This is a genomic window from Paenibacillus sp. N3/727 (assembly GCF_022637315.1).
In the GTDB taxonomy this organism is placed as follows: domain Bacteria; phylum Bacillota; class Bacilli; order Paenibacillales; family Paenibacillaceae; genus Paenibacillus_AQ; species Paenibacillus_AQ uliginis.
Map to the genome: position 1 here is coordinate 1,014,348 of NZ_CP093336.1, position 25,495 is coordinate 1,039,842.

Consider the following 25,495-nt stretch of genomic DNA (forward strand, 5'->3'; position numbering starts at 1 on the left):
ACATGAGATTTGCAGTACTCGTCTTCCCTGGCTCCAACTGTGATATCGATTGTTATAAAGCAGTGGAGCAGACACTGGGACAGCCAGTCGATTATGTATGGCACACTGAAACTGATCTATCACTCTATGATTGCATCTTGGTGCCTGGTGGTTTCTCTTACGGAGATTACCTACGGTGCGGTGCGATTTCCCGGTTCGCCCCGGTCATGAACGAAGTGGCCAAAGCGGCGGAAGAAGGAAAGTTTATTCTTGGGATATGTAATGGATTCCAGATTTTGACGGAAGCGGGCCTACTACCAGGTGCGCTGCGTCGTAATGAATCTATGAAATTCCGTTGTCAAGACAGTGTGCTTCAAGTTGTAAATCATGAAACACCGTTTACACGTGATTACTCGGAAGGGCAAGAGATCGTCATTCCTATTGCTCATGGTGAAGGTAATTATTATTGTGATGAAGCTACACTGCAAAAACTCCGGGACAACCGGCAAATCGTATTTACGTATAAGGATAATCCGAACGGATCCGTTGGGGATATCGCAGGGATCTGTAACGAGCGCGGTAACGTGCTCGGCATGATGCCTCACCCAGAACGGGCTGTCAGCAGCCTGCTCGGTTCGGAAGACGGAAAGGCAATGTTTACATCCATCATTCAGACATGGAGGGATCGTCATGGCGCAGCAGCAAGTGTCCGCTAAAGAACCGACAGCAGAGCAGATTGCGGAGTTTCGGGTATATGAGCAAATGGGTGTATCAGACAGCGAGTATGAACTAATCTGTTCGTTTATGGGACGGAAACCCAACTACACGGAGATCGGTGTCTTCAGTGTGATGTGGTCCGAGCACTGTGCTTACAAGAACTCGAAGCCACTACTTCGGCGTTTTCCTACAAGCGGTCCCCGTGTTCTGATGGGACCTGGTGAAGGAGCCGGTATTGTGGATATCGGTGACAACCAGGCCGTGGTGTTCAAAATCGAGAGTCACAACCATCCGTCCGCTGTTGAGCCTTACCAAGGCGCGGCTACGGGTGTAGGCGGCATTATCCGTGATATTTTTTCCATGGGTGCAAGACCGGTGGCACTGCTGAACTCTCTTCGATTCGGCAAGCTGGAGAGTGACCGTGTTAAATACCTGTTCGAACATGTGGTCTCGGGTATTGCTGGTTACGGTAACTGCATCGGGATTCCGACCGTTGGCGGAGAGGTTGTCTTTGATGAGAGTTATGACGGCAACCCGCTCGTAAACGCCATGTGTGTAGGAATTATTGATCATGACAAAATTCAGCGCGGTGTCGCCAAAGGAGTTGGCAACCCGGTTTACTACGTAGGTCCTCCTACAGGTCGGGACGGTATTCATGGTGCAACCTTTGCATCCGTTGAGCTGACAGAGGAATCGGAGGCTAACCGGACGGCTGTTCAGGTCGGCGATCCGTTTATGGAGAAGCTTGTCATGGAATCTTGCTTGGAGCTTATTGATACCGGCATCGTGCTGGGGATTCAAGATATGGGCGCAGCGGGCCTGACATGTTCAAGCGCAGAAATGGCTAGCAAGGCCGGCAACGGTCTGGAGCTGTATCTTGACCAGGTGCCGCAGCGGGAAGAGGGCATGACGCCTTATGAAATGATGCTGTCTGAATCCCAGGAGCGCATGCTGTTCGTGGTTGAACCGCGTGATGAAGCGCAGGCACTTGAAATATTCGAACGCTGGGGTGTTATCTGTGCCAAAGTCGGAAAGGTTACGGACGATGGCCGACTGAAGCTGATCCATCATGGTGAAGTAGTAGGGGATATGCCTGTGAAAGCGCTGGTGGATGAGTGTCCGGTATACAACAAGCCTTCTGCAGTTCCTGCTTATTATGAAGCACAGGCTTCGATCGATACGCTTCGTTATGAGGAAGTGAAGGATCTTGGCGACGCGCTCAAAAAGGTGCTTGGTTCTCCAAGCCTTGCAAGCAAAGCATGGGTTTACAATCAATATGATTATATGGTTCGTACCAGTACGGCGGTTCGTCCAGGTTCCGATGCGGCTGTCGTTACCGTTGACGGCACACGCAAGGCGCTTGCGATGACAACGGACTGTAATGGACGCTATGTATATCTGGATCCGGAACTCGGCGGCAAAATTGCAGTCAGCGAAGCAGCTCGTAACATTGTCTGCTCCGGTGCTGAGCCGCTCGCAATTACGGACAACCTGAATTTCGGAAGTCCTGAGAAGCCTGATATTTTCTGGCAGATGGAGCGTGCGGTTGACGGGATGGCGGAAGCCTGCCGTGAGCTGAATACGCCGGTCATCGGTGGTAATGTCAGTCTTTACAATGAGAATGCGAAGGGTGCGATTTACCCGACACCCGTCGTAGGGATGGTTGGTCTGATTCACGATACCGATCATATTACGACCCAAGGGTTTAAATCGGAAGGTGATGTGATCTATCTGCTGGGAGAGACACGAGCAGAGCTTGGTGGCAGTGAGTTCCAAGCCATTCTGCATGGCGTTTCAGAAGGTAAACCTCCTGTACTGGATTTGCGTACGGAGAAAAGATTGCTGGATAGCGTCCTGACCTCTATTCAGTCCGGCTTTGTCTGCTCCGCTCATGATGTATCCGAGGGAGGAGTGGCGGCAGCCTTGGCTGAAAGCTGTATCAGCGGGAACATAGGAGCTGCGGTCAACTTGAATACGGAGCTGAGAAATGACGTTGCGCTCTTCAGCGAGAGCCAGTCCCGTATTATTCTTTCCGTATCACCTCGCAAGCAGTCTGATCTGGAACAGCTTCTGAAAGAAGCAAATGTTCCGTTCGCTGCGATTGGCCGGGTTGGAGGAGAAGCCTTGTGCATCAACATTAACGGTACTTCCACTGTGCAAGAACCGGTGGAGGCTTTGAAATCCGTCTGGGAGGATGCCATTCCATGCCGCATGAAATAACACCGGAAGGATTATGGACTGGCGATTACTATAACGAAGGAACAGGACAGAGCGATATTTTCGATACGCTCAAAGAGGAGTGCGGCGTGTTCGGGGTATTCGGACACCCGGATGCCGCCTCATTGTCCTATTACGGTCTGCATGCCCTGCAGCACCGGGGTGAGGAAAGCGCAGGGATCTGCGTGGCTGATGGCCATGAGTTTAACTACCATCGGGGGATGGGGCTGGTCAAGGAAGTGTTTGACAAGGATCGGTTGGAATCGTTAACGGGTAATATGTCGATCGGGCATGTTCGTTACTCCACCAGCGGAGACAGCCGGCTGAGTAATGCCCAGCCGCTCGTATTTAAGTATCGCGAGGGTAATCTGGCGATTGCCACGAACGGCAACATTGTTAATGAGCCGAAGCTTCGGCATGAGTTGGAAAATTCGGGTTCGATCTTCCAGACCACAAGTGATACCGAAGTCATCGCTCACTTGATCGCACGCTCGCCTAAGGATTTTGTCGAGGCAGCGAAGGACGCGCTGCAGCGTCTTGTCGGCGGATTCGCTTTTCTGCTTATGACCAACGACAAGTTACTTGTCGCTTCCGATCCGAACGGACTTCGTCCCTTGACGATGGGCCGGCTTGGCAATGCCTATATTTTTGCCTCTGAAACGTGCGCAATGGAGGTTATCGGAGCTGAGCCGATTCGTGACATCGCGCCGGGTGAGTTGCTCGTACTGGACGTGAACGGACTGCATGAGGACCGCTATACGGAACCTGGGCCAAAAGCACTGTGCGCGATGGAGTATATTTATTTCTCCCGCCCGGACAGTGACCTGAACGGATCGAATCTGCACTCTGCACGCAAACGCATGGGCAGCCGGATGGCACTGGAATCGTTCGTGGATGCGGATGTCGTGACAGGTGTTCCCGATTCCAGTATTTCAGCCGCGATCGGTTATGCTGAGCAGACGGGCATTCCGTATGAGCTGGGCCTGATCAAGAACAAATATACCGGCCGGACCTTTATCCAGCCGAGCCAGGAACTACGTGAGCAGGGCGTGAAGATGAAGCTGAGCGCCGTGCGGCGTGTTGTAGAAGGCAAACGTGTTGTGATGATTGACGACTCTATCGTGCGCGGGACAACGTCCCGCCGGATTGTGAATCTGCTGCGGGATGCGGGAGCTGCGGAAGTGCATGTCCGCATTACTTCACCGCCGTTCAAGAATCCTTGCTTCTACGGAATAGATACACCGGATCGCCGGGAGCTTATTGCTTCCGGGAAGAGCGTGGAGGAGATATGCAAGGAGATCAATGCGGACTCCTTGTCGTTCTTAAGTCCGGAAGGACTGATTGCAGCGATTGGTGGATATGACGAGAAGAGTCACAAGGGCGGGTTATGTATGGCGTGTTTTGACAACGAATACCCGACACAGATTGATTTTAACGGTGAGGAAAAGATGGGTTGCAGCTGCTAACTTTAAATGCGTGTTCAAAAAGTCAGACTTTTTGAACGACCTCTTTAAATAATTCCGGAGCAGTCATGAGCCATTAGGTGGCTGTCTCCGGATATTCATTCAGATACTTGGCTTATATTCTTTCGCGAAGCGTAATCTTTGGCCGTTAAAGACGGTGAAGCCGTTTACGCTTGTCTGCTGAGTCATTAAGGCTATTAAACATTATTCAACTTAATTCTCTCTTTAAACAAAGGAGTGTAAAGCGCGTGTCTGATACTTATAAAAATGCCGGTGTAGATATTGCTGCAGGTAATGAAGCTGTAGAACGGATGAAAAAGCACGTCAAAACGACCTTCAGACCGGAAGTTATGACGGACCTTGGTGGTTTTGGAGCTCTGTTCCAACTGAATAAGGATCAATATGAAGAGCCGGTTCTCGTCTCAGGTACCGACGGCGTCGGCACAAAGCTGAAGCTTGCATTTGCGATGGATCGTCATGATACCATCGGAATTGACGCGGTAGCCATGTGCGTAAACGACGTTGTGGTGCAAGGCGCGGAACCGCTCTTTTTTCTCGACTATTTAGCTTGTGATAAAGTCATTCCCGCGAAAATTGAGTCGATTGTCAAAGGGATTGCCGATGGTTGTAATCAGGCCGGTTGTGCTCTGATTGGCGGAGAAACGGCTGAAATGCCCGGGATGTATGCAGAGGGTGAGTATGATATCGCCGGCTTTACTGTCGGCATTGTCGACAAGAGCAAGATGATTAACGGATCATCGATTACATCTGGTGACGTCGTCCTAGGTCTGGCTTCAAGCGGCGTACACAGCAACGGTTTCTCGCTCGTTCGTAAGCTGCTGTTGGAACAGTCGGGATATACACTAGATCAGGTAATGCCTGAGCTTGGCAAGTCTCTCGGAGACGCGCTGCTCACTCCAACGAAGATTTATGTTAAGTCACTGTTGGCTCTTATGAAAGAGATTGAAGTGAAGGGTATGGCTCATATTACAGGCGGCGGATTTATCGAAAATATTCCGCGGATGCTGCCGGATCACGTCAATGTCGACATCGAATACGGCTCATGGCCGATTCTGCCGATATTCAAACTGATGCAGGAACAGGGCGATATCTCGAACAAAGACATGTTTACGACATTTAATATGGGGATTGGCATGGTTGTTGTCGTTGCAGAAGAGAATGCAGACAAGGCACTACAGCTTCTGCGTTCCTCAGGGGAAGAGCCTTATGTTATCGGACGAGTAACAGATGGAGAGCGTGCGGTTACCTTTACAGGAGCGGATGTGTAATGGGTTCTTACCGGATTGCGGTGTTCGCTTCCGGCAGGGGAAGCAACTTTCAGAGTTTGGTTGACGCGCAAGTGAGAGGTGTACTGGGTGGAGAAATTAGTCTATTGGTATGTGACAAGCCGCAGGCACCCGTCGTCCAGCGTGCACGTGAAGCGGGGATCGAGAGCTTTGTATTCCAACCGAAGGATTATGCATCCAGAGAGGATTATGAGCGCGAGATTGCGGCGGAGCTGCAAAAAAGCGGGATAGATCTGATCGTTCTCGCTGGCTATATGCGGTTGTTAACCTCTGTCCTGGTAGAGCCTTACTCCGGCCGGATGATTAACATTCACCCATCTATCTTACCTTCGTTTTCAGGTAAAAATGCGATTGGACAGGCGTTGGACTATGGGGTGAAGATGACAGGAGTCACCGTTCATTTTGTCGACGGGGGTATGGACACAGGGCCGGTTATTGCTCAGCGTGCCGTAGAAGTTGTTGAGGGAGATGACGAAACATCCCTTGCCGAGCGGATTCACGCCGTAGAGCAGCAGCTGTACCCGGAAGTCGTATCCTGGTTCACAGCGGGGCGAATTGAGCTGATTGGGCGTAACGTGGCGATTGCTGCACTGGGAAAACGGTAAAACCGGACAAGGGACGCCCAATCATCGACATGTTCGATATTTCTCGGGAAATACTTTAGGAATTATCTCTTATCGACAGCATTTACGTTACAAGGCAAACATATGGGGAACTTTCGAAAATGTTAGGGAGGAATGAACGTGAGTATCAAAAGAGCGCTGGTTAGCGTTTCAGATAAGACGGGAATTGTGGAGTTTTGCCGCGAATTGGCTTCTCTCGGGGTGGAGATTATTTCAACAGGAGGCACAAAAAGTCTGCTTGCAAAAGAGGGAGTGCCGGTTATCGGCATTTCGGACGTAACGGGCTTCCCAGAAATTTTGGACGGACGTGTGAAGACACTTCATCCGGCTGTGCACAGCGGTCTGTTGGCCGTCCGTGACAGCAGCGAACACCGCCGCCAGATGCAGGATTTGGGGCTCGATTATATCGATCTGGTTGTTGTGAATCTGTATCCGTTCCAGGAGACTATTGCTAAGCCGGATGTCGAATACGAGGATGCGATTGAGAATATCGACATCGGTGGTCCGACGATGCTCCGTTCTGCCGCGAAAAACCACGCATTTGTCAGTGTAGTTGTAGATGCGGACGATTATAGCGCCGTGCTGGAGGAAATCCGTGCCGATGGAGATACGACACTTGAGACGCGCAAACGTCTTGCAGCTAAGGTGTTCCGTCATACCGGAGCGTATGACACGCTCATTTCTGAGTATTTGTCGAATGTGACAGGCGATCCGCTGCCGGAACGCTTTAGCGTAACCTATGAGAAAATTCAGGACTTGCGTTATGGCGAGAACCCGCACCAGAAAGCGGCATTTTATAAGAAACCGCTGGCTCCGTCTGGTACTTTGACCACAGCTGAACAGCTTCACGGCAAGGAATTGTCCTACAACAATATTAATGATGCTAATGCGGCATTGCAAATTGTGAAAGAATTCGATGAACCGGCTGTTGTTGCGGTAAAACATATGAACCCTTGCGGCGTGGGTGTAGGTACAAATGTGCTTGAAGCGTTCAAAAAAGCTCATGCAGCCGATCCAACCTCAATTTTCGGCGGCATTGTAGCAGCCAATCGCACGGTAGACGGACCGACAGCTGAACTGCTGAAGGATATTTTCCTGGAGATTGTTTTGGCACCAGATTTCACACCGGAAGCGATGGAGCTGCTCACGAAGAAGAAAAATATCCGATTGCTGAAAATGGGCGAATTTGGCTCTGCGAAGGATCGGAAGAGTGTGCTTGCTGTAACGTCGATTGAAGGTGGCATGATCGTACAAGAGAGCGATGTTCATTCGCTGGACGCAACTGATCTGAAAGTGGTCACAGACCGTCAGCCAACAGAAGATGAGCTGAAACAGCTATTGTTCGGATGGAAAGTCGTGAAGCATGTAAAGTCCAACGCGATTGTGCTCGCTGCTGATGATATGACTGTTGGTGTCGGCGCAGGACAGATGAACCGTGTCGGTTCAGCGCGCATTGCCATCGAACAGGCGGGTGAGAAGGCTAAAGGAGCGGTACTCGCTTCAGATGCGTTCTTCCCAATGGGAGACACCTTGGAATTTGCAGCTAAAGCCGGAATTACCGCAGTAATTCAGCCAGGAGGCTCCATCAAAGATGAAGAATCGATCAAAGTGGCTAATGAGAACGGGATTGCCATGGTATTTACGGGCGTAAGACATTTCAAACACTAGAATTGTTGGAGGAATCGTATATTCGGGGTGGTATGGCAGCATGTAAGGCTGGACGCCCCGGGCGGTTCCTTTGCTGTATAAATGATTCATCTCATAAATCGGTTTTGCGTTAACGAACTTTTCTCATGGGAGGGGAAGCATGGATATTTTAGTCATCGGAGGCGGAGGACGCGAGCATGCGATTGTATGGGCGCTGTCCAAGAGTCCCAAAGCCGGAACGATATACTGCGCACCAGGAAATGCCGGAATTGCACAGCTTGCTGAATGTGTGCCAATCGCTGTCAATGCATTCGAACAATTGAGAGCATTTGCTCAGGAAAAAGAGGTCGGGCTCGTCGTTGTTGGACCGGATGATCCCTTGGCGGACGGTATCGTTGATGTGTTCGAAGAAGCCGGTATACCCGTGTTCGGACCGCGTAAAAATGCCGCAGAAATTGAGGGAAGCAAGACGTTTATGAAGGATCTTCTTCATAAATATAATATTCCAACCGCAGACTACGCGAAATTCGACGATTTCGAGAAGGCGCTTAGGTATTTGCGAAGCAAGCAGGCTCCAATTGTCATCAAAGCTGACGGATTAGCTGCAGGCAAGGGGGTTACTGTGGCCCGTACGCTGGAAGAAGCGGAGCAAGCGCTTCGTGACATTATGGAGTCCAAGGTATTCGGAGATGCGGGCAGCCGCGTTGTCATTGAGGAATTCCTGGAGGGACAGGAAATGTCCATTTTAGCGTTTGTTGACGGGGAAACCGTAAAGCCGATGTCGGCCGCTCAGGATCATAAACCGGCTTTTGATGGCGACTTAGGGCCGAATACAGGCGGAATGGGCACATATTCTCCTCTGCCGCATATCCCGGACTTCGTCATTGAGGAAGCGATCGAAACAATCATAAAGCCAACGGCCAAAGCCATGGTGTCCGAGGGACGCCCATTCCGGGGTGTGCTGTTCGCGGGATTGATGATTACACCGGACGGTAAACCGAAGACAATCGAGTTTAATGCCCGTTTCGGCGATCCTGAGACACAGGTGGTGCTGCCGCGTCTGAAGACAGATCTGCTGGAAGTATTTTTGGCAGCGGTAAACGGAAGTCTTGCGGAGCTGGAGCTGGAGTGGAGCGAAGAATCGGCAGTTTGTGTCATTTTGGCATCAGGAGGATATCCTGCTTCCTATGAGAAAGGGCTGGTTATATCCGGCTTGGATGCCGGGGATAACGACTCGATCGTGTTTCATGCCGGAACGGCTCTCGATGAGGAAGGTCGATGGATTACGAACGGTGGACGTGTACTTGGAGTGGTTGGTATGGGTTCCGACATCGCTTCAGCCCGTGTCAAAGCCTATAAGCGTGCTGAACATATTATTTTTGAAGGCAAGCACAGCCGGACAGATATTGCTGTCAAAGCTTTGGTTTAATTCAACTGCCAGGTTGATGTACGCTTGCATCGAACAGGCATGATAGCATTTTTGAGGTGTGTGACAAAAGGCCTGCTGTGACTGCAGGTCTTTTGATTCTGATTTAGTGCAAACGTTTGTTTATAAGCGTTTCATAGTTGTCTTTATTTATGGACAATTGGGCGATATTCCAAAGTTTTTTTAACAAAAACATGATATGTTACGAAAAACAGCGAAAACGAGAGAGAAAATTAGATTAATGCACAAGAATTACCTTAAATACAATGTGCAAACGTTTTTACAACGGAAGTTGATTATTGTATGATGATTTCAGTGGATGAAGCGCTTTCTAATCATGGATGTCCCAGAAAATCCCGTTGGCTCTACATAGAAATAGCGAGCTTGAAAATTTTCTGAAATCGTTTGCGCAGATTTCCAACATTTTCTGTACGTTTACTGAGAGGGGTTATATTGGAATGAAAATGAAAAAAGTACTTACGCTCGCTGCCGCTTTCACGATGGCAGTGTCCATTACAGCATGCGGAGGCAAATCAGCTACTCCTGAACCAGCACCAGAAAGTCCTTCTACGGAAGCAAAAACATCAGCACCAGATCCAAGTGCTCCTGAATTGAAGCCTGAGGACGGCGCAAAACTGGTTGTTTGGGAAAGTAAGGATGAAAGAGCTTATACAGATGCTGTTATTAAAGCATTTACTGAAAAATATGGCGTGGAAGTAACATTGGAAGAAGTGAACCCTACGGACCAAGCAGGTAAACTGCTTCAAGACGGACCTTCCGGTATGGCTGCTGACGTTGTTATGTTCCCTCACGATAACTTGGGTAAAGTTGCAGCTGCTAATCTGGTTCTGCCTAACGATTCATTCGAAGCAGAAACCAGAGATCAGAATACGGAAGCTGCCATTCAAGGTGTAACCTTCAACGATGTGCTGTATGGATATCCTCGTGCGGCAGAAACTTACCTGATGTACTACAACAAGGACTTGATCAAAGAAGCTCCGAAGTCCTTTGAAGAAGTAATCGAATTCAGTAAAACGTTTACGGATAAATCGAAAAATAAATACGGAATTATGTGGGAAACCGGTAACCTGTACTTTAACTATCCGTTCCTTGCATCGACCGGCGGTTACATCTACGGTAACGGCGGTACAGACATTAACGATATCGGACTTAACAACGAAGGCACTATTAAGAGTATGGAAGTATACTCAAGCTTGAAAGAAGTTCTCCCTGTAAAATCCGGTGACATTACTCCGGACATTAAGCGTGGTCTGTTCACTTCCGGTGACCTGGCTATCGACATCAACGGTCCTTGGGAACTGGGCACCTACAAGGAAGCTCTTGGCGACAAACTGGGCGTAGCTCCAATCCCAGCCATTGGCGGACAGCCAGCTGTCTCCTTCTCTGGTATTAAAGCTTGGTATGTTAACTCATACAGCAAATATCCAAATGCAGCCCGTCTGTTTGCAAACTTTGCAACATCAGAAGAAGCTCAATTGCAGCTTAGTGAACTCGTAGGTTCTGTACCAACAAACAAAAAAGCTCAAGAATCCGACCAAATCAAGAACGATCCATATGTATCTGCATTCACTGAGCAGTTCAAGAACTCGCAGCCAATGCCTTCTATTCCTGAAATGGGTAACGTATGGGCCCCTGTAGGTGCTGCTCTTGCTGAGATCTGGGATAATAACAAAGATGTTAAAGAAACATTGGACAAAGCAGTGACACAGCTTCAGGAACTGAACAGCAGTGCAGCTGGGAAGTAAATCTTACAATTCAACATACACAGACTATTAAAAAATGATGTTCACCCGCCGATGTCCGGCGGGTGATTCCTCGATTATACGGAGAGGAGAATGGATGGAGCATGCGTCAACATCGTACGACTGCAGCCGTGTTATCGGCCATTTGCATGGGATTCGGACAGCTTTATAATCGCCAATGGATCAAAGGCGCCATTTTGACCGCTTTAGGAATATCAAGTTTGTACTTCTTTATTAATAATTTGGGTGACGCCTTGTGGGGGATTACGACACTTGGCGAGAACGGCAACCACTTCGAGAAAGTAAACGGTTTAACCAAGCTTGTAGAGGGTGACCATTCCATCAATCTGTTGATTGAAGGACTCATCACTTTGATTTTGCTTGCTCTATATCTTATTGCTTACTACGCGAATATCAAAAATGCGTATAATACCGGAAAACAAAGGGACAACGGTGGAAAACCTAACACGTTTAGAGAGACCCTTAACTATATTTTTGAAATTAAGTTTGCACAATCCTTCTTGACACTCCCCGCTTTCGGGATTCTGTTTTTTACGATTATGCCGATCATATTCATGGTCATGCTGGCGTTTACGAACTATTCAGCTCCGAACAACCTTCCTCCTGCCAAGCTTGTTGACTGGGTTGGGTTTGAGACATTTACAAATCTGGTAGCCCTGAAATCATGGAGTCACACCTTCTTTGGTGTTTTGACTTGGACGATTATCTGGGCGATTCTGGCTACGGTTACTACCTATTTCGGTGGTGTTCTAGTAGCGCTGTTGATTCAGCAAAAAGGAATTCGTTTCAAGGGCGTATGGCGCGTCATTCTTATTATTCCTTATGCGATTCCGCAGCTGATCTCTTTGCTCGTTATGCGTAACATGTTCAACGGACAATTTGGACCAATCAACCAGTATATGAGATATTTCGGTTTGGAAGGCCTACCATGGCTTACCGATCCGTTTTGGGCAAAGGTAACGGTTATTGTCGTTAACATGTGGGTAGGTATTCCAGTATCGATGCTGCTTGTTATGAGTGTTCTTACTACGATTCCTAAGGATCTTTACGAAGCTGCCGATGTGGACGGCGCGAGCGGATTACAGAAGTTTAAAATTATCACGCTCCCGATGATTTTGTTCTCTACGGCACCTGTACTCATTACTCAGTTTGCAGGTAATATCAACAACTTTAACGCCATCTTCCTGTTGACGAACGGAAATCCGGTTGTCGGGGACTATCAGTATGCGGGGGCAACAGACCTGCTTGTAACCTGGCTGTATAAATTGACGCTTGATCAGCAGCGGTACAGTATGGCATCGGCCATCGGTATCATAATCTTCCTGATTATTGCTTCCTTCTCCATCTTCAACTACCGCCGCACAAGATCATTTAAAGAGGAGGATATGATCCAATGATCGGACAGAAGCTCAAGAAAACCATTCGTCTGACGGCGAGTTATATTATGTTGGTCATCATCGCTATTTGCTGTATCTATCCGGCACTATGGGTTGTTCTTGCATCCTTCCGTCCTGGTAAATCACTGTACAGCAAATCTCTTATTCCAGAGAGCTTTACAATTGCGCATTATCAGGAATTGTTTACTTCAAAAACCTTTATGTTCGGCACCTGGTATTTGAACACCTTGAAAATTGCCGTTCTGACTACGGTTATCGGTACACTCCTTGTCTTACTGACAAGTTACGCGGTATCGCGTTTCCGGTTTAAAGGCCGGAAAAATGCTTTATCTACCATTCTCGTACTGGGGATGTTCCCTGGCTTTATGAGTATGATCGCGCTGTATATTTTGCTGAACTCATTGGATCTTCTGAACACACACATGGCGCTGATCATCGTGTATGCAGCAGGGGCCCCGCTCGGTGGAACGCTCATTATGAAAGGCTTCCTTGATACGATTCCACGAAGTCTGGACGAAGCGGCGAAGATCGACGGAGCGACGAATTTTGCAATTTTCCGTAAAATTATTCTTCCATTGTCCAAACCGATGATTACGTATATGGGTCTGACCCTGTTCGTCGGCCCTTGGGTGGATTTCATCTTTGCCCGCCTAGTGCTTCGGACGAAGGAGAACTGGACACTAGCTGTCGGCCTGTGGGACCTTGTTAACTCCCAGCAGGACAGTAACTTTACACTGTTCGCGGCTGCAGCTGTTCTGATCGCACTGCCAATCACAATCTTGTTTGTATTCCTGCAGCGGATGCTCGTTGACGGCATGACAGCTGGGGCAAGCAAGGGGTAATCCTAGATCCAAGCCAAATAAAACAGACAAAGATTTTAAGACATCGAGAGGCACAGCATTGAAAGATCGCTGTGCCTCTTTTGTATCTTAAAAGCATACTTGAAGGGCAATGGATATGAAAGTAGTAGGGCGATTTCAATTCAGATCGGTAGGAATGAAGCTGTTCGGCAAAAACGGTCGATCCATGGTACTAACCAGGGATCGACCGTTTTTTTGCTTATGTTTTTTTAATGGGTTCTCGCACGAAGTAGCGGAGAGGACGAAACGATTCCGGAAAAGTGGTAACGGTAAAAGCTTTCCAGAGGAAAGCTCGCATCAGAAGCATACGCTCCTTTGTCCCCGAATTTCTTCTTTTAAGAAATAATTTAAGAAATTTGAGGGCAAGAGCGATTGTAGGAACGGTTCGTACTCGTAGCGTCTCCCAAACAGACTCGCTCTATTTAAAAGAAGCGTAACCTTCGTCAGCCATGACCACACTGCCGTTGATGGCACTGGCTTCAGGAAGAGTCAGCAGGTATACGGAGTCGGCAATCTGTTCCGGGTGCGTTAGTTTGTTACCCATAACTTTAGATTTCATCGATTCTACCATACCGTTATCCTTATAACCTTGGATGATAGGAGTATCCACCGCGCCAGGAGCTACTGCAACAACACGGATGCCGTATGGAGCCATTTCAAGTGCAGCAGATTTAGTCATCATGATGACGGCACCTTTGGAAGCGTGATAAGCAAACGTACCGGGAGACGCAAGGAAGCCGAATACCGAAGCTGTATTGATGATGACACCTTTGATAGACAGCTCACGCATTTTTTTGCCGGCTGCAATAATACCGTGCGCTACACCATGTTGGTTGACATTAATGACAGTGTGATAGTCCGCGAGATTCTGATCCAGTACGGGAGTAATACGTCCGATGCCGGCATTGTTGAACATGACATCGATTCTGCCAAAGGTTTCTACAGCTTTCTCGACCAGTGCTTCCACGTCTTCATACTTGGACACATCCGTTTTGACAAAGATAGCTTCTCCACCTGCAGCTTGAATTTGTGCAACCGTTTCGTTTCCTGCAGCTTCATTGAAATCCGCCACAACGACCTGATCGCCCTTGCTTGCAAATTTCAATGCGGTTTCTTTTCCGATTCCACTGGCAGCGCCGGTAATAATGGCAACTCTTTTATTAGACATTCGATATTCCTCCCTAATATGTAATTCATGTGCTTAGAAATAATGATGAATAGGTTTTCTTAATCTATTTTTATGGTAACATTGCATAGTATTAATTAAAATTTAAATATAATTAGGTTTAGTTAAGTTAAATTGAACTGAATTGAGGTGGGGATTTGAATCTTGAACAAATGGAGTATATCGTACAAGTGGCCAAAACCGGTTCATTGACAAGCGCCGCTCAGCAATCCCATGTCACATTATCGGCGATCAGCCAATCGATTTCAGCGATGGAAGCGGAGTTAGGAATCACCTTGTTTACGAGGTCCCGGGGATCAGGCGCTACACCTACCGCGGAAGGACAGGTTATTATCCAAAAAGCAAATGAGGTGCTGATGAAGCTCCATGAGTTGAGGGAAGAAGCTCAGTCGTTCAGCAATGAATTAAGCGGTAGGCTTAAAATCGCAACCATTCCGGGTCCCATGCATCTTCTGGTAGATGTTATCGCAAAATTCAAGAGGGAAAATCCGAATGTGAAGATCGAAGTTTATGAAAAAGGACCAAAGGAGATTTTGCATGATATTGAGCACAATCACATCGACGCCGGATTAATCGTCCTAACTGAAAATGTGATGCGGAAGTACAAAGCGTTATCTTTTGAACGGCTATTGGAGGGTAAAATCGTCGCTGGCGTAAACAGCAGGTCCCCATTATCGCTTAAGAAATCCGTTACTCCTGATCAGCTGGTCAACCAGACGTTTGTCTTGTACGATGATGAACAGATTCGGGATATTGTTACAGACTTCATATCTGTGTACGGAAACCTGGATATTCTGTTCATCACTAATAATACACAGGCTATTGATAATGCAGTTAATGAAGGTCTGGCAATAACCCTTGGACTCGACTATTCATTTCATGGCTATGATGATAATAGAGATAGTAATATCGTTACGGTTGATTTAGATCTGCCAGGTAAGGAGCCGGTATATTACGGATGGGTTAGTCCCAAAGGAAAGAACACATCCCATATTTCCAAAAGATTTATGAATAAACTTAAATACGAATTATAGAATCGCGTATAAAATAAAAAGAAGAGCAGTCCGGAATTCCGGAACTGCTCTTCTCATATTACGGCTGCCATTTCGTGAAATGTCGTTTCCGAAAACTAACGAGTAACTATAGGATACAATCTTATATTTTAAATCTGGTCACGCAACTAATGACACTTTTGGCGCTTAACTATGGCGTATCAATCTGTGCAGTTCTAAATCAAACCTTTGTTCAAGAATGTACGTCTAATTATAAAATATTACCAAAAGGTGGTTGCGAGATGCAAAAAAATTTTGGGTTGTTGATATTGTGTTTGGCTTTAATTGCAGGCTGCAGTGCCAAGAGCGATAACAATGAACGACAACAGCAAAATGATACATCTTTGAACATTCAAGAAGTTCTCGATCAAGAAAATGTATCACCTCATTATATAGAAACCGGTAATTTTTCTGGGGATGAATTAAAAATTATCAACACATTAAACGAGTCAATGAAATATAGTCTCTTGGATGATATCCCAGGAATTATAACCTTGTACTCTGAAGACTACCCCGGTAAAAATGATGATTATTCTGATGTACATGTTCTAAGTATTACAGTATCACTCGATTCACCAAAGTTTAATTTTATTTCTGATAATAGCGCGGAGGTTTTTGTTGATCAATCAGACATTGTCTTAGCAGATCCAGAAAAGAGTGTCAGTACAGTCGCAAAAATCTATTTTATGGTGAAGGAAAATGGAGAATGGAAAATATCTTCAATTCAGAACTAGATGTTTAAACAGGAACAACGGCGAGACATAGACATACAGTAATAACATCAGCTTTGTAAGAAAAAGAGGGAGCTAAACTCCCTCTCTTCTTGTTATTCAGCACAAGTATTTACTTCTAAATCTAACGGTATCTTAAGTCCAAGTCGTAGCATTAACGGTAACCTTACTGTGAACTTGCTGCCCCCTGCTACTCGATTACGGCTGCCAGTTCACGTTGACGGTTGCAGTACCGCTGGTAGGAGCTGTGAAAGAATGGTTGGCACCGCCTTCCCATGTGACCGTAGAGCCGTTCTTTTTCAGAAACTTGAATTCAATTGTTTTACCTGCAGGAACACTGACGTCATAGTACCAGGTCGGGTAACTGTAAATGACTTGATTATATATCGGACCTATCGCTTTGGCCGGTTCCCAATTGCCCATTTCACTTACATTGCCTGAGAGATAAACATTTTGACCAGGAACAGTGGTTGCGTTGTTCACGACAAATCGGACACTAACCTGATCGCCGGTCAGAATTTCGAAGTTATCATATACATTGCTTGCGGTTCCAGCTGAATTCGCGATTTTGATATTATATAGTCCTGGGGTTACCGCTGGGATTTTCACTTGAATCTGGCTGTCTTCCCATGCGGTGATGTTGCTTCCTGTCACAGCTGTTGTGCCGAAATAGACCGTTCCTTTGGTTGATCCGAAGCCCCTTCCGTCAATGGTGATCGTTGTGCCTGCCTTAGCCATCATCGGACCGACATGACCGATAATCGGTGTAGACTGAGCTGTTGTGTATTGCCATACAGCCGCTGCGCCTGCAGCAAGCGTAAAGTTGTTAACGGCACCGCCGCTGCCGACTGTAATTGCGCCACCGTTTAGTGTGCCGCCGAGTACATCAGCGTAAGTTTCTGCAGGAAGGGATGTAGCAAGGCCAGTAATGGAAGCGGAGGACGACAGGTTGCGGTTGACTGCTACAACAGCAACGCTGCTGCCGAATTTGCGCTCAAATATGAGAACATCGTTATTGATCCAGCGCTCTTGCGTGGAGCCGTAGGCAATGGCTGGATTTGATTTGCGCAAAGGAGCGAGTTTTTTAATAACATTGTATGCGGTTGAGCTTGTTGAGAATGAAGGAATCCGTGCCCGGTTGTTCGGGTCTGTTCCACCAGACATGTATTGTTCCGTTCCATAGTAAATAGCAGGAACACCCCGAGAGGTGAGCGTGAAGGCGAGTGCTTGCTCAAGCTTACGCTTATTCGCGCTGGAGTTGTGGAAACGCTCCATGTCGTGGTTATCGATGAAGGTAACCTGATCGTCCACCTGGGCATAGTCACTGGCCGAGCCTTCCAACATGGACTTTAAGCCATACATAGTGTCCGTGTTGTCACGGAATACCTCGCGGACCTTCTGGGCAAATCGAAAATCGAGCAGACTCATACCGGTTTCGTTCGCGAACTTATGATTCTCTGCGCTGACCTCATTAACACCCAGGAACCATTCACCGAAAGTAAACACAGGTTTGTAGTTGTTGATGGAGGACATAAAGTTTTTTTGCCAGCCGAAAGGCATGTGCTTCACAGCGTCAACCCGGATACCGTCGATGCCGAGATCAAGCCACATTTTGATTGCATCCTTCATATATGTATCAATCGTGCTGTTGTTATGATTCAGATCGGCAAGATCATAGAGGTTTTTGTAAATGCCATTTTCGGTGGTGGAGAAATCGGTGCCTCCATTATGGTGAAACCAATTTTGTGTATCGTTGGTATAGCCGCCGAGTAGAGTGCCGTTGTTATAGAGTTTGCCGTTCTCTGCGAATGAAGGTTGGTCGGAGGAAGCAGGTGATGTATGATTCGGTGCGAAGTCGATGACGACTTTGATGTTCTTGGCATGGGCGGCAGCAATAAGATTATTAAAATCTGCTATTGTGCCATAGGCCGGATTCGTTTTCTTGAAATCCCTTGCCCAGTAACCGTGATAAGCGGTGTTGTTGACACCGGAATAGTTGATCACGCTATAAATATTCTCCACCGGCTGTGAGATCCAGATCGCGGTGATGCCCATACCGGTGAGATAACCGTCGTTAATCTTGTTGATGATACCCTGCCAATCGCCGCCGCAGTACAGTCTCAGATTGGTGCATGTTCCATCAAAGGCTGACCCCGTTGGGTTGTTGGCGGCATTGCCATCCGAGAAGCGGTCCGTAAAGATTTGATAAATAACGTCCGTGCTGAAATTCTGTTTATTGGATACAGCAGTATCCGGTGCCGCTTGAGCAGTTGTAAACATACTGAGTGAAAGGGATAAAGCGAGGGTTAATGCGGCTGTTACCTTGGTAAACTTGTTCATTAGTTAATACCTCCTTTGATAACATGTAGTTTCGCAGTGGATATGTTGAACAATTTGAATCCGGTGAACACCTTGACTGCATCACCTCCATAAAAAGTTACAAAAAACCCCGGCATCTCAGAAGAGAAACCGGGGTTGTTCTTAACCGTTAAGGTTGAAGAAGGCATAGCCCTTAAATTCTATGAATCGCTTGATTTCAAGAACATTTTATATGCAAGCGTATTCAATTGTCAATGCAGCTGTTAAAATATGATGAGAAGACTTAAAAATACAGGCGAATACGAAATAAAGGAAGGGGGATCACGATGTCTCTTGATTATATTGAAGAGGGTGCGGAAACACTTGAGCTTGAACCGGATAGTGTGAAGGCAGCTTGCAGAGCCATTGATCGGGAAATTGAAGCCGGTATTGCACCGGGGGCGGTGCTTGCAGTCGTATATCGCGGTCGGGAATGGATGTATACAACCGGTTACGCCAATCCGGAACATCGGATGCATGTGCACGAGGACACGCTATATGATTGTGCGTCGTTAACCAAAGTTGTAGTTACACTGCCGCTTGTTCTGAGTCTTATTGACGAAGGGATTTTATCGCTTGGAACCACGATATCATCGTGGCTTCCTGAATTTGGAGCAGCGGGTAAGGAAGAGGTAACGGTCGGACAGCTGTTGACCCATACGTCCGGCTTACAGGCGGATATGAACCTTCATTCACACGGCTGGAGCATGGAGCGGATGTGGGAGGCTATAAACCAAGTGGCGCTCCAGAGAGAGCCGCAGACTGCAGTTGTATACAGTGATTTAGGCTATTTGATACTGGGACGTCTAGTTGAGGAAGTGCTCGGGATGCCGATTGATGAAGCTGCTAGAATCCGGATTTTTGAGCCACTGGGAATGAAAAGTACCGCGTTTTCTCCGATTCTTGATTCCAAGAGTCGTTGTGCGGCAACAGAGTATGACGACGAGTTCGGGGGACATTTATGCGGAGTCGTGCATGATGAGAAGGCACGTGCATTAGGAGGGGCGTGTGGGCACGCCGGATTGTTCGCAAGTGCGGGTGATCTAGCACGTTATGCGCGGATGTGGCAGGAAGGCGGTCAGGTCCCGGATGATTCCTCTACTCCTTCGGGAAGTGCACAATACCAGCGTATTTTGTCCCGGGCTGCAGTGGGAATGTCCATACAAAGTCATACCATCGGAATTCCAGACGCGAACAGGGGACTCGGCTGGGTTCTTAAGGGAGACCGGATGGATGCATCCGGCGATTGGATGAGCACACGAAGCTATGGACACACGGGGTTTACCGGCACGAGTCTGTGGATTGATCCCGATCATGATCTCGCTGTCGTTCTGCTGACGAATCGGGTCTATGGAGGGCGCAGCGGAAGTGTTGCATCTCTTCGAGCTCGTGTGCACAACGCGTTAACGGCTGCGGTAAGAACCTGATTCTAGGTTGGATGCAACACTCGATATGGAACAATGTCTAAATGAACTGAGAAATTTTTGTGATAACACCCAAAACATAAGCTGACACGAGATTTATCTTTTGATATAATAAGGGAGTTACGGGGGAACACGTACGGTATTTATAGATAAAATATATAAAGAAGAGAGAAGACCTTCCATGGATTTGGAGGGTCTTTTCCTATTTTAAAAATAAATAGCATGGTGGTAGATACGGGTTGCGTTTTTCTTTAAACATGGTAATATAGATTGAAGAATCTTAATGTTAAGATAATATCGAGAGCTGTTAGGGTAATGATATTAAGGGTAGTTATGTTCAGGGTACGAGTTGTGAAAGGAGATGTATAATATGGAGCATCGTCATATTTACCGGCAGGGAACGTCGGCTGAGGCCCCAACACTGCTGCTGCTTCATGGTACTGGGGGGAATGAGCAGGATCTTCTACCGCTCGGGGAGATCATCTCCCCGACTTCAAATCTGCTTGGCGTCCGGGGAAATGTACTGGAAAACGGCATGCCACGCTTTTTCAGGAGATTGTCTGAAGGGGTATTCGATGTAGAGGATCTGATCCAGCGTACGGAGGATTTAAAGACTTTTATCGATGACGCGGCAGTACAATACGGTTTTGACCGGAGCCGTGTAGTTGCTGTAGGATATTCCAACGGCGCGAATATCGCAGCCAGCCTGCTCTTTCATTACGTGGATACTCTGCAGGGTGCTGTACTGCATCACCCGATGGTGCCGCTGAGAGATAAAGAGCTGCCGGATATGACAGGTGTACCGGTGTTTATTGCTGCGGGGCAGCGCGACATGATGTGCCCTCCACAGGAAACAGAGGATCTTGCCTCACTGCTGAACGGAGCTGGCGCGGACACCCTGGTTCATTGGGAGCATGGCGGACACCAGCTGAGCCGTACTGAGGTGGTGGCCGCGGCGGCCTGGTTCAAGGAGAAGTTTGCATAACCTTCGGTTTAAATAGAGCGTTTGTAGAGAAGAGGGAAGAACATGCCTTCTTCTCTTTTTTTAATAAAATGAAATCGTTTCCAATTGGGTGTGTATCTAATATAACATATCTTTGTGCGGTATATTGCATAAGTGTAGTATTTTGAATACAATGAAATTGTAATTAAAAGGTATTGTTTGAGATCCATACCCATGGGAGGGAATTTATATGGCAAGCAAAATGTTAAGCGCTTTCTTGCAGCAGAATCTTACAGAGCTCAAGGGACAGGGACTCTATAATACGATCCAGCCTCTTGAAAGTCCGAATGGTCCATTGATCACCATTCAGGGCCGTGAATTTGTGAATCTATCCTCCAATAACTATCTGGGCCTTGCGAATGATGAACGATTGAAGGAAGCAGCCATCCGGGCAACAAACGATTTTGGTACGGGAAGCGGCGCTGTCCGCTCTATTAACGGAACGCTAACCCTTCATGTTGAGCTTGAGGAGAAGCTTGCACAATTCAAGGGAACGGAAGCGGTACTTACGTTTCAATCCGGTTTTAATTGTAACATGGCGGCGATCTCGGCTGTGATGGGGGCCGGTGATGCAATACTATCCGATGAATTAAACCACGCGTCTATCATCGATGGCTGTCGTTTAACTAAAGCGAAGGCTATTCGTTATAACCACTCGGATATGGAAGATTTGCGGACCAAAGCGAAAGAAGCGAGAGAGTCCGGGCAATACGGCAAAATCATGGTCATTACCGATGGTGTGTTCTCGATGGATGGCGACATTGCGAAGCTTCCGGAAATTGTAGAGATTGCGGAAGCCTATGATCTTATCACATATGTAGATGATGCCCACGGCTCTGGGGTTCTTGGGGGCGGAGCGGGGACTGTGAAGCATTTTGGATTGTCGGACAGAGTGGATATTCAGATCGGAACTTTGTCCAAGGCTGTCGGTGTGGTCGGAGGGTATGTTGCCGGATCACGTGATCTGGTTGATTGGCTCAAGGTCCGCAGCCGGCCGTTCCTGTTCTCAACGGCACTGCCTCCAGGCACTGTTGCCGCCTGTATTACCGCTGTTGACACTCTTCAGAACAGTAAGGAGCTTCAAACCAAGCTCTGGGAGAATACCAGATACCTGCAGGAAGGGCTCAAAAATCTTGGTTATTCTATAGGGTCTACGGAAACTCCTATAACGCCTTGCATCATCGGGGACGAAGTGACAACACAAAAGTTCAGCATCAGATTGTACGAAGAAGGCGTATATGCCAAAGCGATTGTGTTCCCGACAGTACCGAAAGGGACAGGAAGAGTTCGTAACATGCCTACCGCTATGCATACTAGGGAGATGCTAGATCGTGCACTCTCCGCATATGAAACCATCGGACGCGAACTGGGTCTGGTTCGTTAAGGGGGGCACGAAACAATGAAACGGATTATGGTAACAGGTGCGCTCGGTCAGATCGGTTGTGATTTGGTGGCGAAATTGCGGCAAATCTACGGTGAAGAAGCCGTACTCGCGACAGATATCCGCCAGATCCATCATGAAACGGTACAGTCAGGACCTTTTAGAACATTAGATGTAACGGATAACACTGCATTTTATGAGGCGGCAAGGGAGCACAAGGCGGATACAATTATTCACCTTGCAGCACTTTTGTCCGCTAAAGCAGAATCAGATCCAGCGCTTGCTTGGCACCTGAACATGGGCGGTTTGTTAAGCGGGCTGGAGACGGCGCGGGCGTTGTCCTGTCAGTTCTTTACACCGAGCTCCATAGCAGCATTTGGATCAGACACCCCCAAAAATTCCACACCGCAAGACACGCTGCAGCGTCCTTTAACGATGTATGGCGTCAGCAAGGTTGCCGGTGAACTGCTATGTGATTACTATTACCATAAATATGGAGTGGACACCCGTGGCTTACGTTTTCCGGGGCTGATTTCCCACTCAGCGCCTCCGGGAGGAGGAACAACCGATTACGCGGTTGATATGTATGGATCTGCTATAAGTAGTGGTAGCTATACTTCCTATATTAATAAAGGGACATACCTTGATATGATGTACATGCCGGACGCTATCCAAGCAGTTATCACACTCATGGAGGCAGACCCTTCCAAGCTGAAGCATCGTAATGCCTTTAATGTATCGGCGATGAGTGTTGATCCTGAAGCAATTGCCACCAACATCCGCCGGCATATTCCGGAATTTACGCTTGATTATGATGTGGATCCGATCCGCCAAGCCATCGCAAACGAATGGCCGGATTCCATTGATGCAACGGCAGCACGCGAAGAATGGGGATTTGATGTACAATATGATTTGAACCATATGACCGATGATATGGTGTCAAAGCTTATGGTGAAGCTGCAGGCTGATCAGAGCAAGATCAGTTAACCGCTAGGATCAGAAGGAGGATATTGTTCGATTGGAACCCATTCATAAAAAGGTAGGGAGAAATTTACAAGCAATTCGTAAATCACGGGGCTTAAGCCTCGATAACGTTGCCGAGTTGACCGGTGTAAGCAAAGCCATGCTAGGACAAATCGAACGCGGAGATTCAAACCCGACAATTTCCGTACTGTGGCGAATCGTTAGCGGACTGGGCATTTCATTCACCACACTCATTGAGGAGTCGGAAACTGAAGTGACCGTGGTGTCGCCTGATGAGGTGGAGCCTTTTCATGAGGCAGAGGGTGCTTACCGGGTGTACCCGTTGTTTTCTTATAATCTGCGTACCAAATTTGAGTCTTATATGGTGGTGATGGATCCGGGGTGTGACCACGGGTCTGAGGCACATAATGATGGCGTCGAGGAATATATTTTTGTACATGAGGGGGAGCTTGAACTCTGGCGTGAAGACGAAAGTTATACGGTTCCTGCCGGAAATTCCGTTCATTTCTCTGCTAACCGGCCGCATCGATATCGCAATCCGGGCAAGAAGACCACGAAATTTTACACCATTATATTCTATGCGGATGCTGCAGCTCGTCGTTAAATGACCTTCTGTATTAGTATCCTTGAAAAATACGATTTACTTTAAGAAACGTAGCCATTTATGGTTGCGTTTTTTGTTTCTTACCCGAGATCCCTCAAAAGGGGCGGCTCGTCCAATTAAGAGCGAAAAGAGCAGCATGATTTACTTAGAAACATCCAGTAAATATGGTACATATTTCTTATTCGTAGAAGGGAAATTAAATAACTAAGAGAAGTATATTGTTATGAAACTGCTTACAGGAGGATTAAGGATGAGATAAAAAATAAGTAAAGTCGGGTCATTTGCTGCCGTACTACTATATTTTATAGCGTATTAGCGTATTTATCTCTAAGGAGTTGATCAAATGTCAGTTTTTCCGATACTACTTGGTCTTGCTGTGATTGCGGTTGGTCTGATTGCTAACAAAAATCCAGAATCATGGTTGTTCAGAAGAATCGATGATGATTTTGAACGAAGCGATGTCCAATTATCTTATACACGGTATGGCGGAGTAGTATGTTCAATGATGGGTGTCGTAATTAGCATGTTTGGTATGCTTTTTTGATAGCCTATAAAGCAGATATTTAATCAGTGAAAATATCAAAAAAATAAATCAATAACCCGCTCAAAGGAGCGGGTTATTGATTTATTCAGGTTGCTTCATCTGAAGGGGTGGAGGGATAAGCCAGCCTTTTTCTTTATTCATCTGGAGGATTCTTACGCCTAATCCTGCCATGGCAAGATGGTACTTAGCAAATAAGGCACCTATGTCCACCCGAATGGACTGTCCCATAGCTTGGCTGCATGCTACAAGTCCAGCTGCGGTTTCCATTGTAATTTTGGCGGAAATTTCCGGATCTGTGAATCGTGCACCCGCCGGAATGTCCTCAAGTTTGACTTCAGGTCGTTCAGGTAACATGGGAGCAGGAGCAATGCCGTTATCCGTGAGCAATTTATCGAGTTCCTTAATTTCCAGCGAGGCTTGATCGACCAGGTCGTTCAGTATTTTTTTGAGATCGTTGTCCCCGGCGTGGTTTAAATAGGCTTTGTAGCAGGAGACGGCGCCTTTAGCGACCGTGGAAGCTGTCCACACAACAAAGATTTCACCGTAATGCATCGGTTCATCTTTGGGATTACCGTTTAAAATACCCATTCTTCAGTAGCTCCTTATCGTTTGATATTTAACGAATAGTATTATAGCCTTTGGAATGGAAGTATATGCAGATATGAAGTGGGAGAACGACGACCAATGGATAGTTATAGATACGATTAAATCGCGGAACTGTAAGTCTCTTTTCACAACTAGCGAAATGACCCAAGAAAATTTCATGAAAAGTGATACAATAGGATAAATAAAACAAGTTCAAGGGTAG

General features: G+C 47.1%; 21 protein-coding genes. 18 read left to right on the forward strand and 3 right to left on the reverse strand.

Going from position 1 to position 25,495, the window contains the following annotated elements:
* Positions 1-2 precede the first annotated feature (2 nt).
* The 10 genes from purQ to MNQ98_RS04590 all read left to right on the forward strand — a co-directional run bounded on the left by purQ (position 3) and on the right by MNQ98_RS04590 (position 13,402).
* Positions 3-695, forward strand: coding sequence for a phosphoribosylformylglycinamidine synthase subunit PurQ (gene purQ / locus MNQ98_RS04545; RefSeq protein WP_241932111.1), 693 nt, complete (start codon positions 3-5; stop codon positions 693-695).
* Positions 670-2,916 carry a phosphoribosylformylglycinamidine synthase subunit PurL gene (purL, locus tag MNQ98_RS04550; protein WP_241932112.1) on the forward strand — a complete coding sequence of 749 codons (2,247 nt, stop codon included), beginning with the start codon at positions 670-672 and terminating at the stop codon, positions 2,914-2,916. The genes purQ and purL overlap by 26 nt, the downstream gene beginning before the upstream one ends.
* Entirely contained in the window at positions 2,901-4,379 is a 1,479-nt protein-coding gene (gene purF / locus MNQ98_RS04555) for an amidophosphoribosyltransferase (protein WP_241932113.1), read from the forward strand. The genes purL and purF overlap by 16 nt, the downstream gene beginning before the upstream one ends.
* A gap of 245 nt (positions 4,380-4,624) precedes the next feature.
* The gene (purM, locus tag MNQ98_RS04560) at positions 4,625-5,665 is read left to right on the forward strand and encodes a phosphoribosylformylglycinamidine cyclo-ligase (RefSeq protein WP_241932114.1); all 1,041 of its coding nucleotides are present in this window, start codon (positions 4,625-4,627) and stop codon (positions 5,663-5,665) included.
* The gene (purN, locus tag MNQ98_RS04565; protein WP_241932115.1) at positions 5,665-6,288 is read left to right on the forward strand and encodes a phosphoribosylglycinamide formyltransferase; all 624 of its coding nucleotides are present in this window, start codon (positions 5,665-5,667) and stop codon (positions 6,286-6,288) included. The genes purM and purN overlap by 1 nt, the downstream gene beginning before the upstream one ends.
* 138 nt (positions 6,289-6,426) lie before the next feature.
* A complete protein-coding gene (gene purH / locus MNQ98_RS04570) occupies positions 6,427-7,974 on the forward strand; it encodes a bifunctional phosphoribosylaminoimidazolecarboxamide formyltransferase/IMP cyclohydrolase (protein ID WP_241932116.1) in 1,548 nt (515 codons plus the stop codon).
* Positions 7,975-8,113: 139 nt separating this feature from the next.
* Positions 8,114-9,382 carry a phosphoribosylamine--glycine ligase gene (purD, locus tag MNQ98_RS04575; protein ID WP_241932117.1) on the forward strand — a complete coding sequence of 423 codons (1,269 nt, stop codon included), beginning with the start codon at positions 8,114-8,116 and terminating at the stop codon, positions 9,380-9,382.
* A 455-nt stretch (positions 9,383-9,837) separates the two neighbouring features.
* Complete coding sequence (locus MNQ98_RS04580; RefSeq protein WP_241932118.1) at positions 9,838-11,145, forward strand: sugar ABC transporter substrate-binding protein; 1,308 nt, start codon at positions 9,838-9,840, stop codon at positions 11,143-11,145.
* A 101-nt stretch (positions 11,146-11,246) separates the two neighbouring features.
* Positions 11,247-12,560 carry a carbohydrate ABC transporter permease gene (locus MNQ98_RS04585; RefSeq protein WP_241932119.1) on the forward strand — a complete coding sequence of 438 codons (1,314 nt, stop codon included), beginning with the start codon at positions 11,247-11,249 and terminating at the stop codon, positions 12,558-12,560.
* The gene (locus MNQ98_RS04590; RefSeq protein WP_208915770.1) at positions 12,557-13,402 is read left to right on the forward strand and encodes a sugar ABC transporter permease; all 846 of its coding nucleotides are present in this window, start codon (positions 12,557-12,559) and stop codon (positions 13,400-13,402) included. Before MNQ98_RS04585 ends, MNQ98_RS04590 begins: the two co-directional genes overlap by 4 nt.
* 436 nt (positions 13,403-13,838) lie before the next feature.
* Here the strand turns inward: MNQ98_RS04590 and MNQ98_RS04595 are convergent, their stop codons facing one another.
* Positions 13,839-14,588: an SDR family NAD(P)-dependent oxidoreductase gene (locus MNQ98_RS04595; protein ID WP_241932120.1), complete on the reverse strand. Its 750-nt coding sequence runs from the start codon at positions 14,586-14,588 to the stop codon at positions 13,839-13,841.
* A gap of 155 nt (positions 14,589-14,743) precedes the next feature.
* Between MNQ98_RS04595 and MNQ98_RS04600 the strand changes: the two genes are divergently transcribed.
* Both MNQ98_RS04600 and MNQ98_RS04605 read left to right on the forward strand, forming a co-directional pair.
* On the forward strand, positions 14,744-15,640 hold the full coding sequence (locus MNQ98_RS04600; protein WP_241932121.1) for a LysR family transcriptional regulator: 897 nt from the start codon (positions 14,744-14,746) through the stop codon (positions 15,638-15,640).
* 260 nt (positions 15,641-15,900) lie between these two features.
* A complete protein-coding gene (locus MNQ98_RS04605) occupies positions 15,901-16,392 on the forward strand; it encodes a hypothetical protein (RefSeq protein ID WP_241932122.1) in 492 nt (163 codons plus the stop codon).
* A 195-nt stretch (positions 16,393-16,587) separates the two neighbouring features.
* Here MNQ98_RS04605 and MNQ98_RS04610 read toward each other — a convergent pair whose 3' ends face one another.
* Positions 16,588-18,729 carry an alpha-amylase family glycosyl hydrolase gene (locus MNQ98_RS04610; protein WP_241932123.1) on the reverse strand — a complete coding sequence of 714 codons (2,142 nt, stop codon included), beginning with the start codon at positions 18,727-18,729 and terminating at the stop codon, positions 16,588-16,590.
* A 305-nt stretch (positions 18,730-19,034) separates the two neighbouring features.
* Here MNQ98_RS04610 and MNQ98_RS04615 point away from each other — a divergent pair, with 305 nt between their 5' ends.
* From MNQ98_RS04615 to MNQ98_RS04640, 6 genes are all read left to right on the forward strand, one after another.
* Positions 19,035-20,174 (forward strand): serine hydrolase domain-containing protein, encoded by a 1,140-nt coding sequence (locus MNQ98_RS04615; protein WP_241932124.1) that lies wholly within the window; start codon positions 19,035-19,037, stop codon positions 20,172-20,174.
* 367 nt (positions 20,175-20,541) lie between these two features.
* A complete protein-coding gene (locus MNQ98_RS04620; protein ID WP_241932125.1) occupies positions 20,542-21,156 on the forward strand; it encodes an alpha/beta hydrolase in 615 nt (204 codons plus the stop codon).
* Positions 21,157-21,364: 208 nt separating this feature from the next.
* The gene (locus MNQ98_RS04625; protein ID WP_241932126.1) at positions 21,365-22,558 is read left to right on the forward strand and encodes a glycine C-acetyltransferase; all 1,194 of its coding nucleotides are present in this window, start codon (positions 21,365-21,367) and stop codon (positions 22,556-22,558) included.
* Between the two features lie 15 nt (positions 22,559-22,573).
* The gene (locus MNQ98_RS04630; protein WP_241932127.1) at positions 22,574-23,542 is read left to right on the forward strand and encodes an NAD-dependent epimerase/dehydratase family protein; all 969 of its coding nucleotides are present in this window, start codon (positions 22,574-22,576) and stop codon (positions 23,540-23,542) included.
* A gap of 31 nt (positions 23,543-23,573) precedes the next feature.
* On the forward strand, positions 23,574-24,143 hold the full coding sequence (locus MNQ98_RS04635) for a helix-turn-helix domain-containing protein (RefSeq protein ID WP_208915762.1): 570 nt from the start codon (positions 23,574-23,576) through the stop codon (positions 24,141-24,143).
* Positions 24,144-24,486: 343 nt separating this feature from the next.
* Positions 24,487-24,687 (forward strand): DUF6199 family natural product biosynthesis protein, encoded by a 201-nt coding sequence (locus tag MNQ98_RS04640; RefSeq protein WP_241932128.1) that lies wholly within the window; start codon positions 24,487-24,489, stop codon positions 24,685-24,687.
* Between the two features lie 81 nt (positions 24,688-24,768).
* Here the strand turns inward: MNQ98_RS04640 and MNQ98_RS04645 are convergent, their stop codons facing one another.
* Entirely contained in the window at positions 24,769-25,275 is a 507-nt protein-coding gene (locus MNQ98_RS04645) for a DUF3231 family protein (RefSeq protein ID WP_241932129.1), read from the reverse strand.
* Positions 25,276-25,495 lie beyond the last annotated feature (220 nt).

What these genes read in the sequence shown, in the direction of transcription:
- MNQ98_RS04605 (WP_241932122.1), top strand. Translation starts at nt 15,901, where the DNA reads ATGCAAAAAAATTTTGGGTTGTTGATATTGTGTTTGGCTTTAATTGCA.
- MNQ98_RS04620 (WP_241932125.1), top strand. Translation starts at nt 20,542, where the DNA reads ATGGAGCATCGTCATATTTACCGGCAGGGAACGTCGGCTGAGGCCCCA.
- MNQ98_RS04590 (WP_208915770.1), top strand. Translation starts at nt 12,557, where the DNA reads ATGATCGGACAGAAGCTCAAGAAAACCATTCGTCTGACGGCGAGTTAT.
- MNQ98_RS04615 (WP_241932124.1), top strand. Translation starts at nt 19,035, where the DNA reads ATGTCTCTTGATTATATTGAAGAGGGTGCGGAAACACTTGAGCTTGAA.
- MNQ98_RS04610 (WP_241932123.1), bottom strand. Translation starts at nt 18,729, where the DNA reads ATGAACAAGTTTACCAAGGTAACAGCCGCATTAACCCTCGCTTTATCC.
- purD (WP_241932117.1), top strand. Translation starts at nt 8,114, where the DNA reads ATGGATATTTTAGTCATCGGAGGCGGAGGACGCGAGCATGCGATTGTA.
- MNQ98_RS04630 (WP_241932127.1), top strand. Translation starts at nt 22,574, where the DNA reads ATGAAACGGATTATGGTAACAGGTGCGCTCGGTCAGATCGGTTGTGAT.
- MNQ98_RS04640 (WP_241932128.1), top strand. Translation starts at nt 24,487, where the DNA reads ATGTCAGTTTTTCCGATACTACTTGGTCTTGCTGTGATTGCGGTTGGT.
- purQ (WP_241932111.1), top strand. Translation starts at nt 3, where the DNA reads ATGAGATTTGCAGTACTCGTCTTCCCTGGCTCCAACTGTGATATCGAT.
- purL (WP_241932112.1), top strand. Translation starts at nt 670, where the DNA reads ATGGCGCAGCAGCAAGTGTCCGCTAAAGAACCGACAGCAGAGCAGATT.
- MNQ98_RS04585 (WP_241932119.1), top strand. Translation starts at nt 11,247, where the DNA reads ATGCGTCAACATCGTACGACTGCAGCCGTGTTATCGGCCATTTGCATG.
- purF (WP_241932113.1), top strand. Translation starts at nt 2,901, where the DNA reads ATGCCGCATGAAATAACACCGGAAGGATTATGGACTGGCGATTACTAT.
- purN (WP_241932115.1), top strand. Translation starts at nt 5,665, where the DNA reads ATGGGTTCTTACCGGATTGCGGTGTTCGCTTCCGGCAGGGGAAGCAAC.
- MNQ98_RS04580 (WP_241932118.1), top strand. Translation starts at nt 9,838, where the DNA reads ATGAAAATGAAAAAAGTACTTACGCTCGCTGCCGCTTTCACGATGGCA.
- MNQ98_RS04595 (WP_241932120.1), bottom strand. Translation starts at nt 14,588, where the DNA reads ATGTCTAATAAAAGAGTTGCCATTATTACCGGCGCTGCCAGTGGAATC.
- MNQ98_RS04645 (WP_241932129.1), bottom strand. Translation starts at nt 25,275, where the DNA reads ATGGGTATTTTAAACGGTAATCCCAAAGATGAACCGATGCATTACGGT.
- MNQ98_RS04625 (WP_241932126.1), top strand. Translation starts at nt 21,365, where the DNA reads ATGGCAAGCAAAATGTTAAGCGCTTTCTTGCAGCAGAATCTTACAGAG.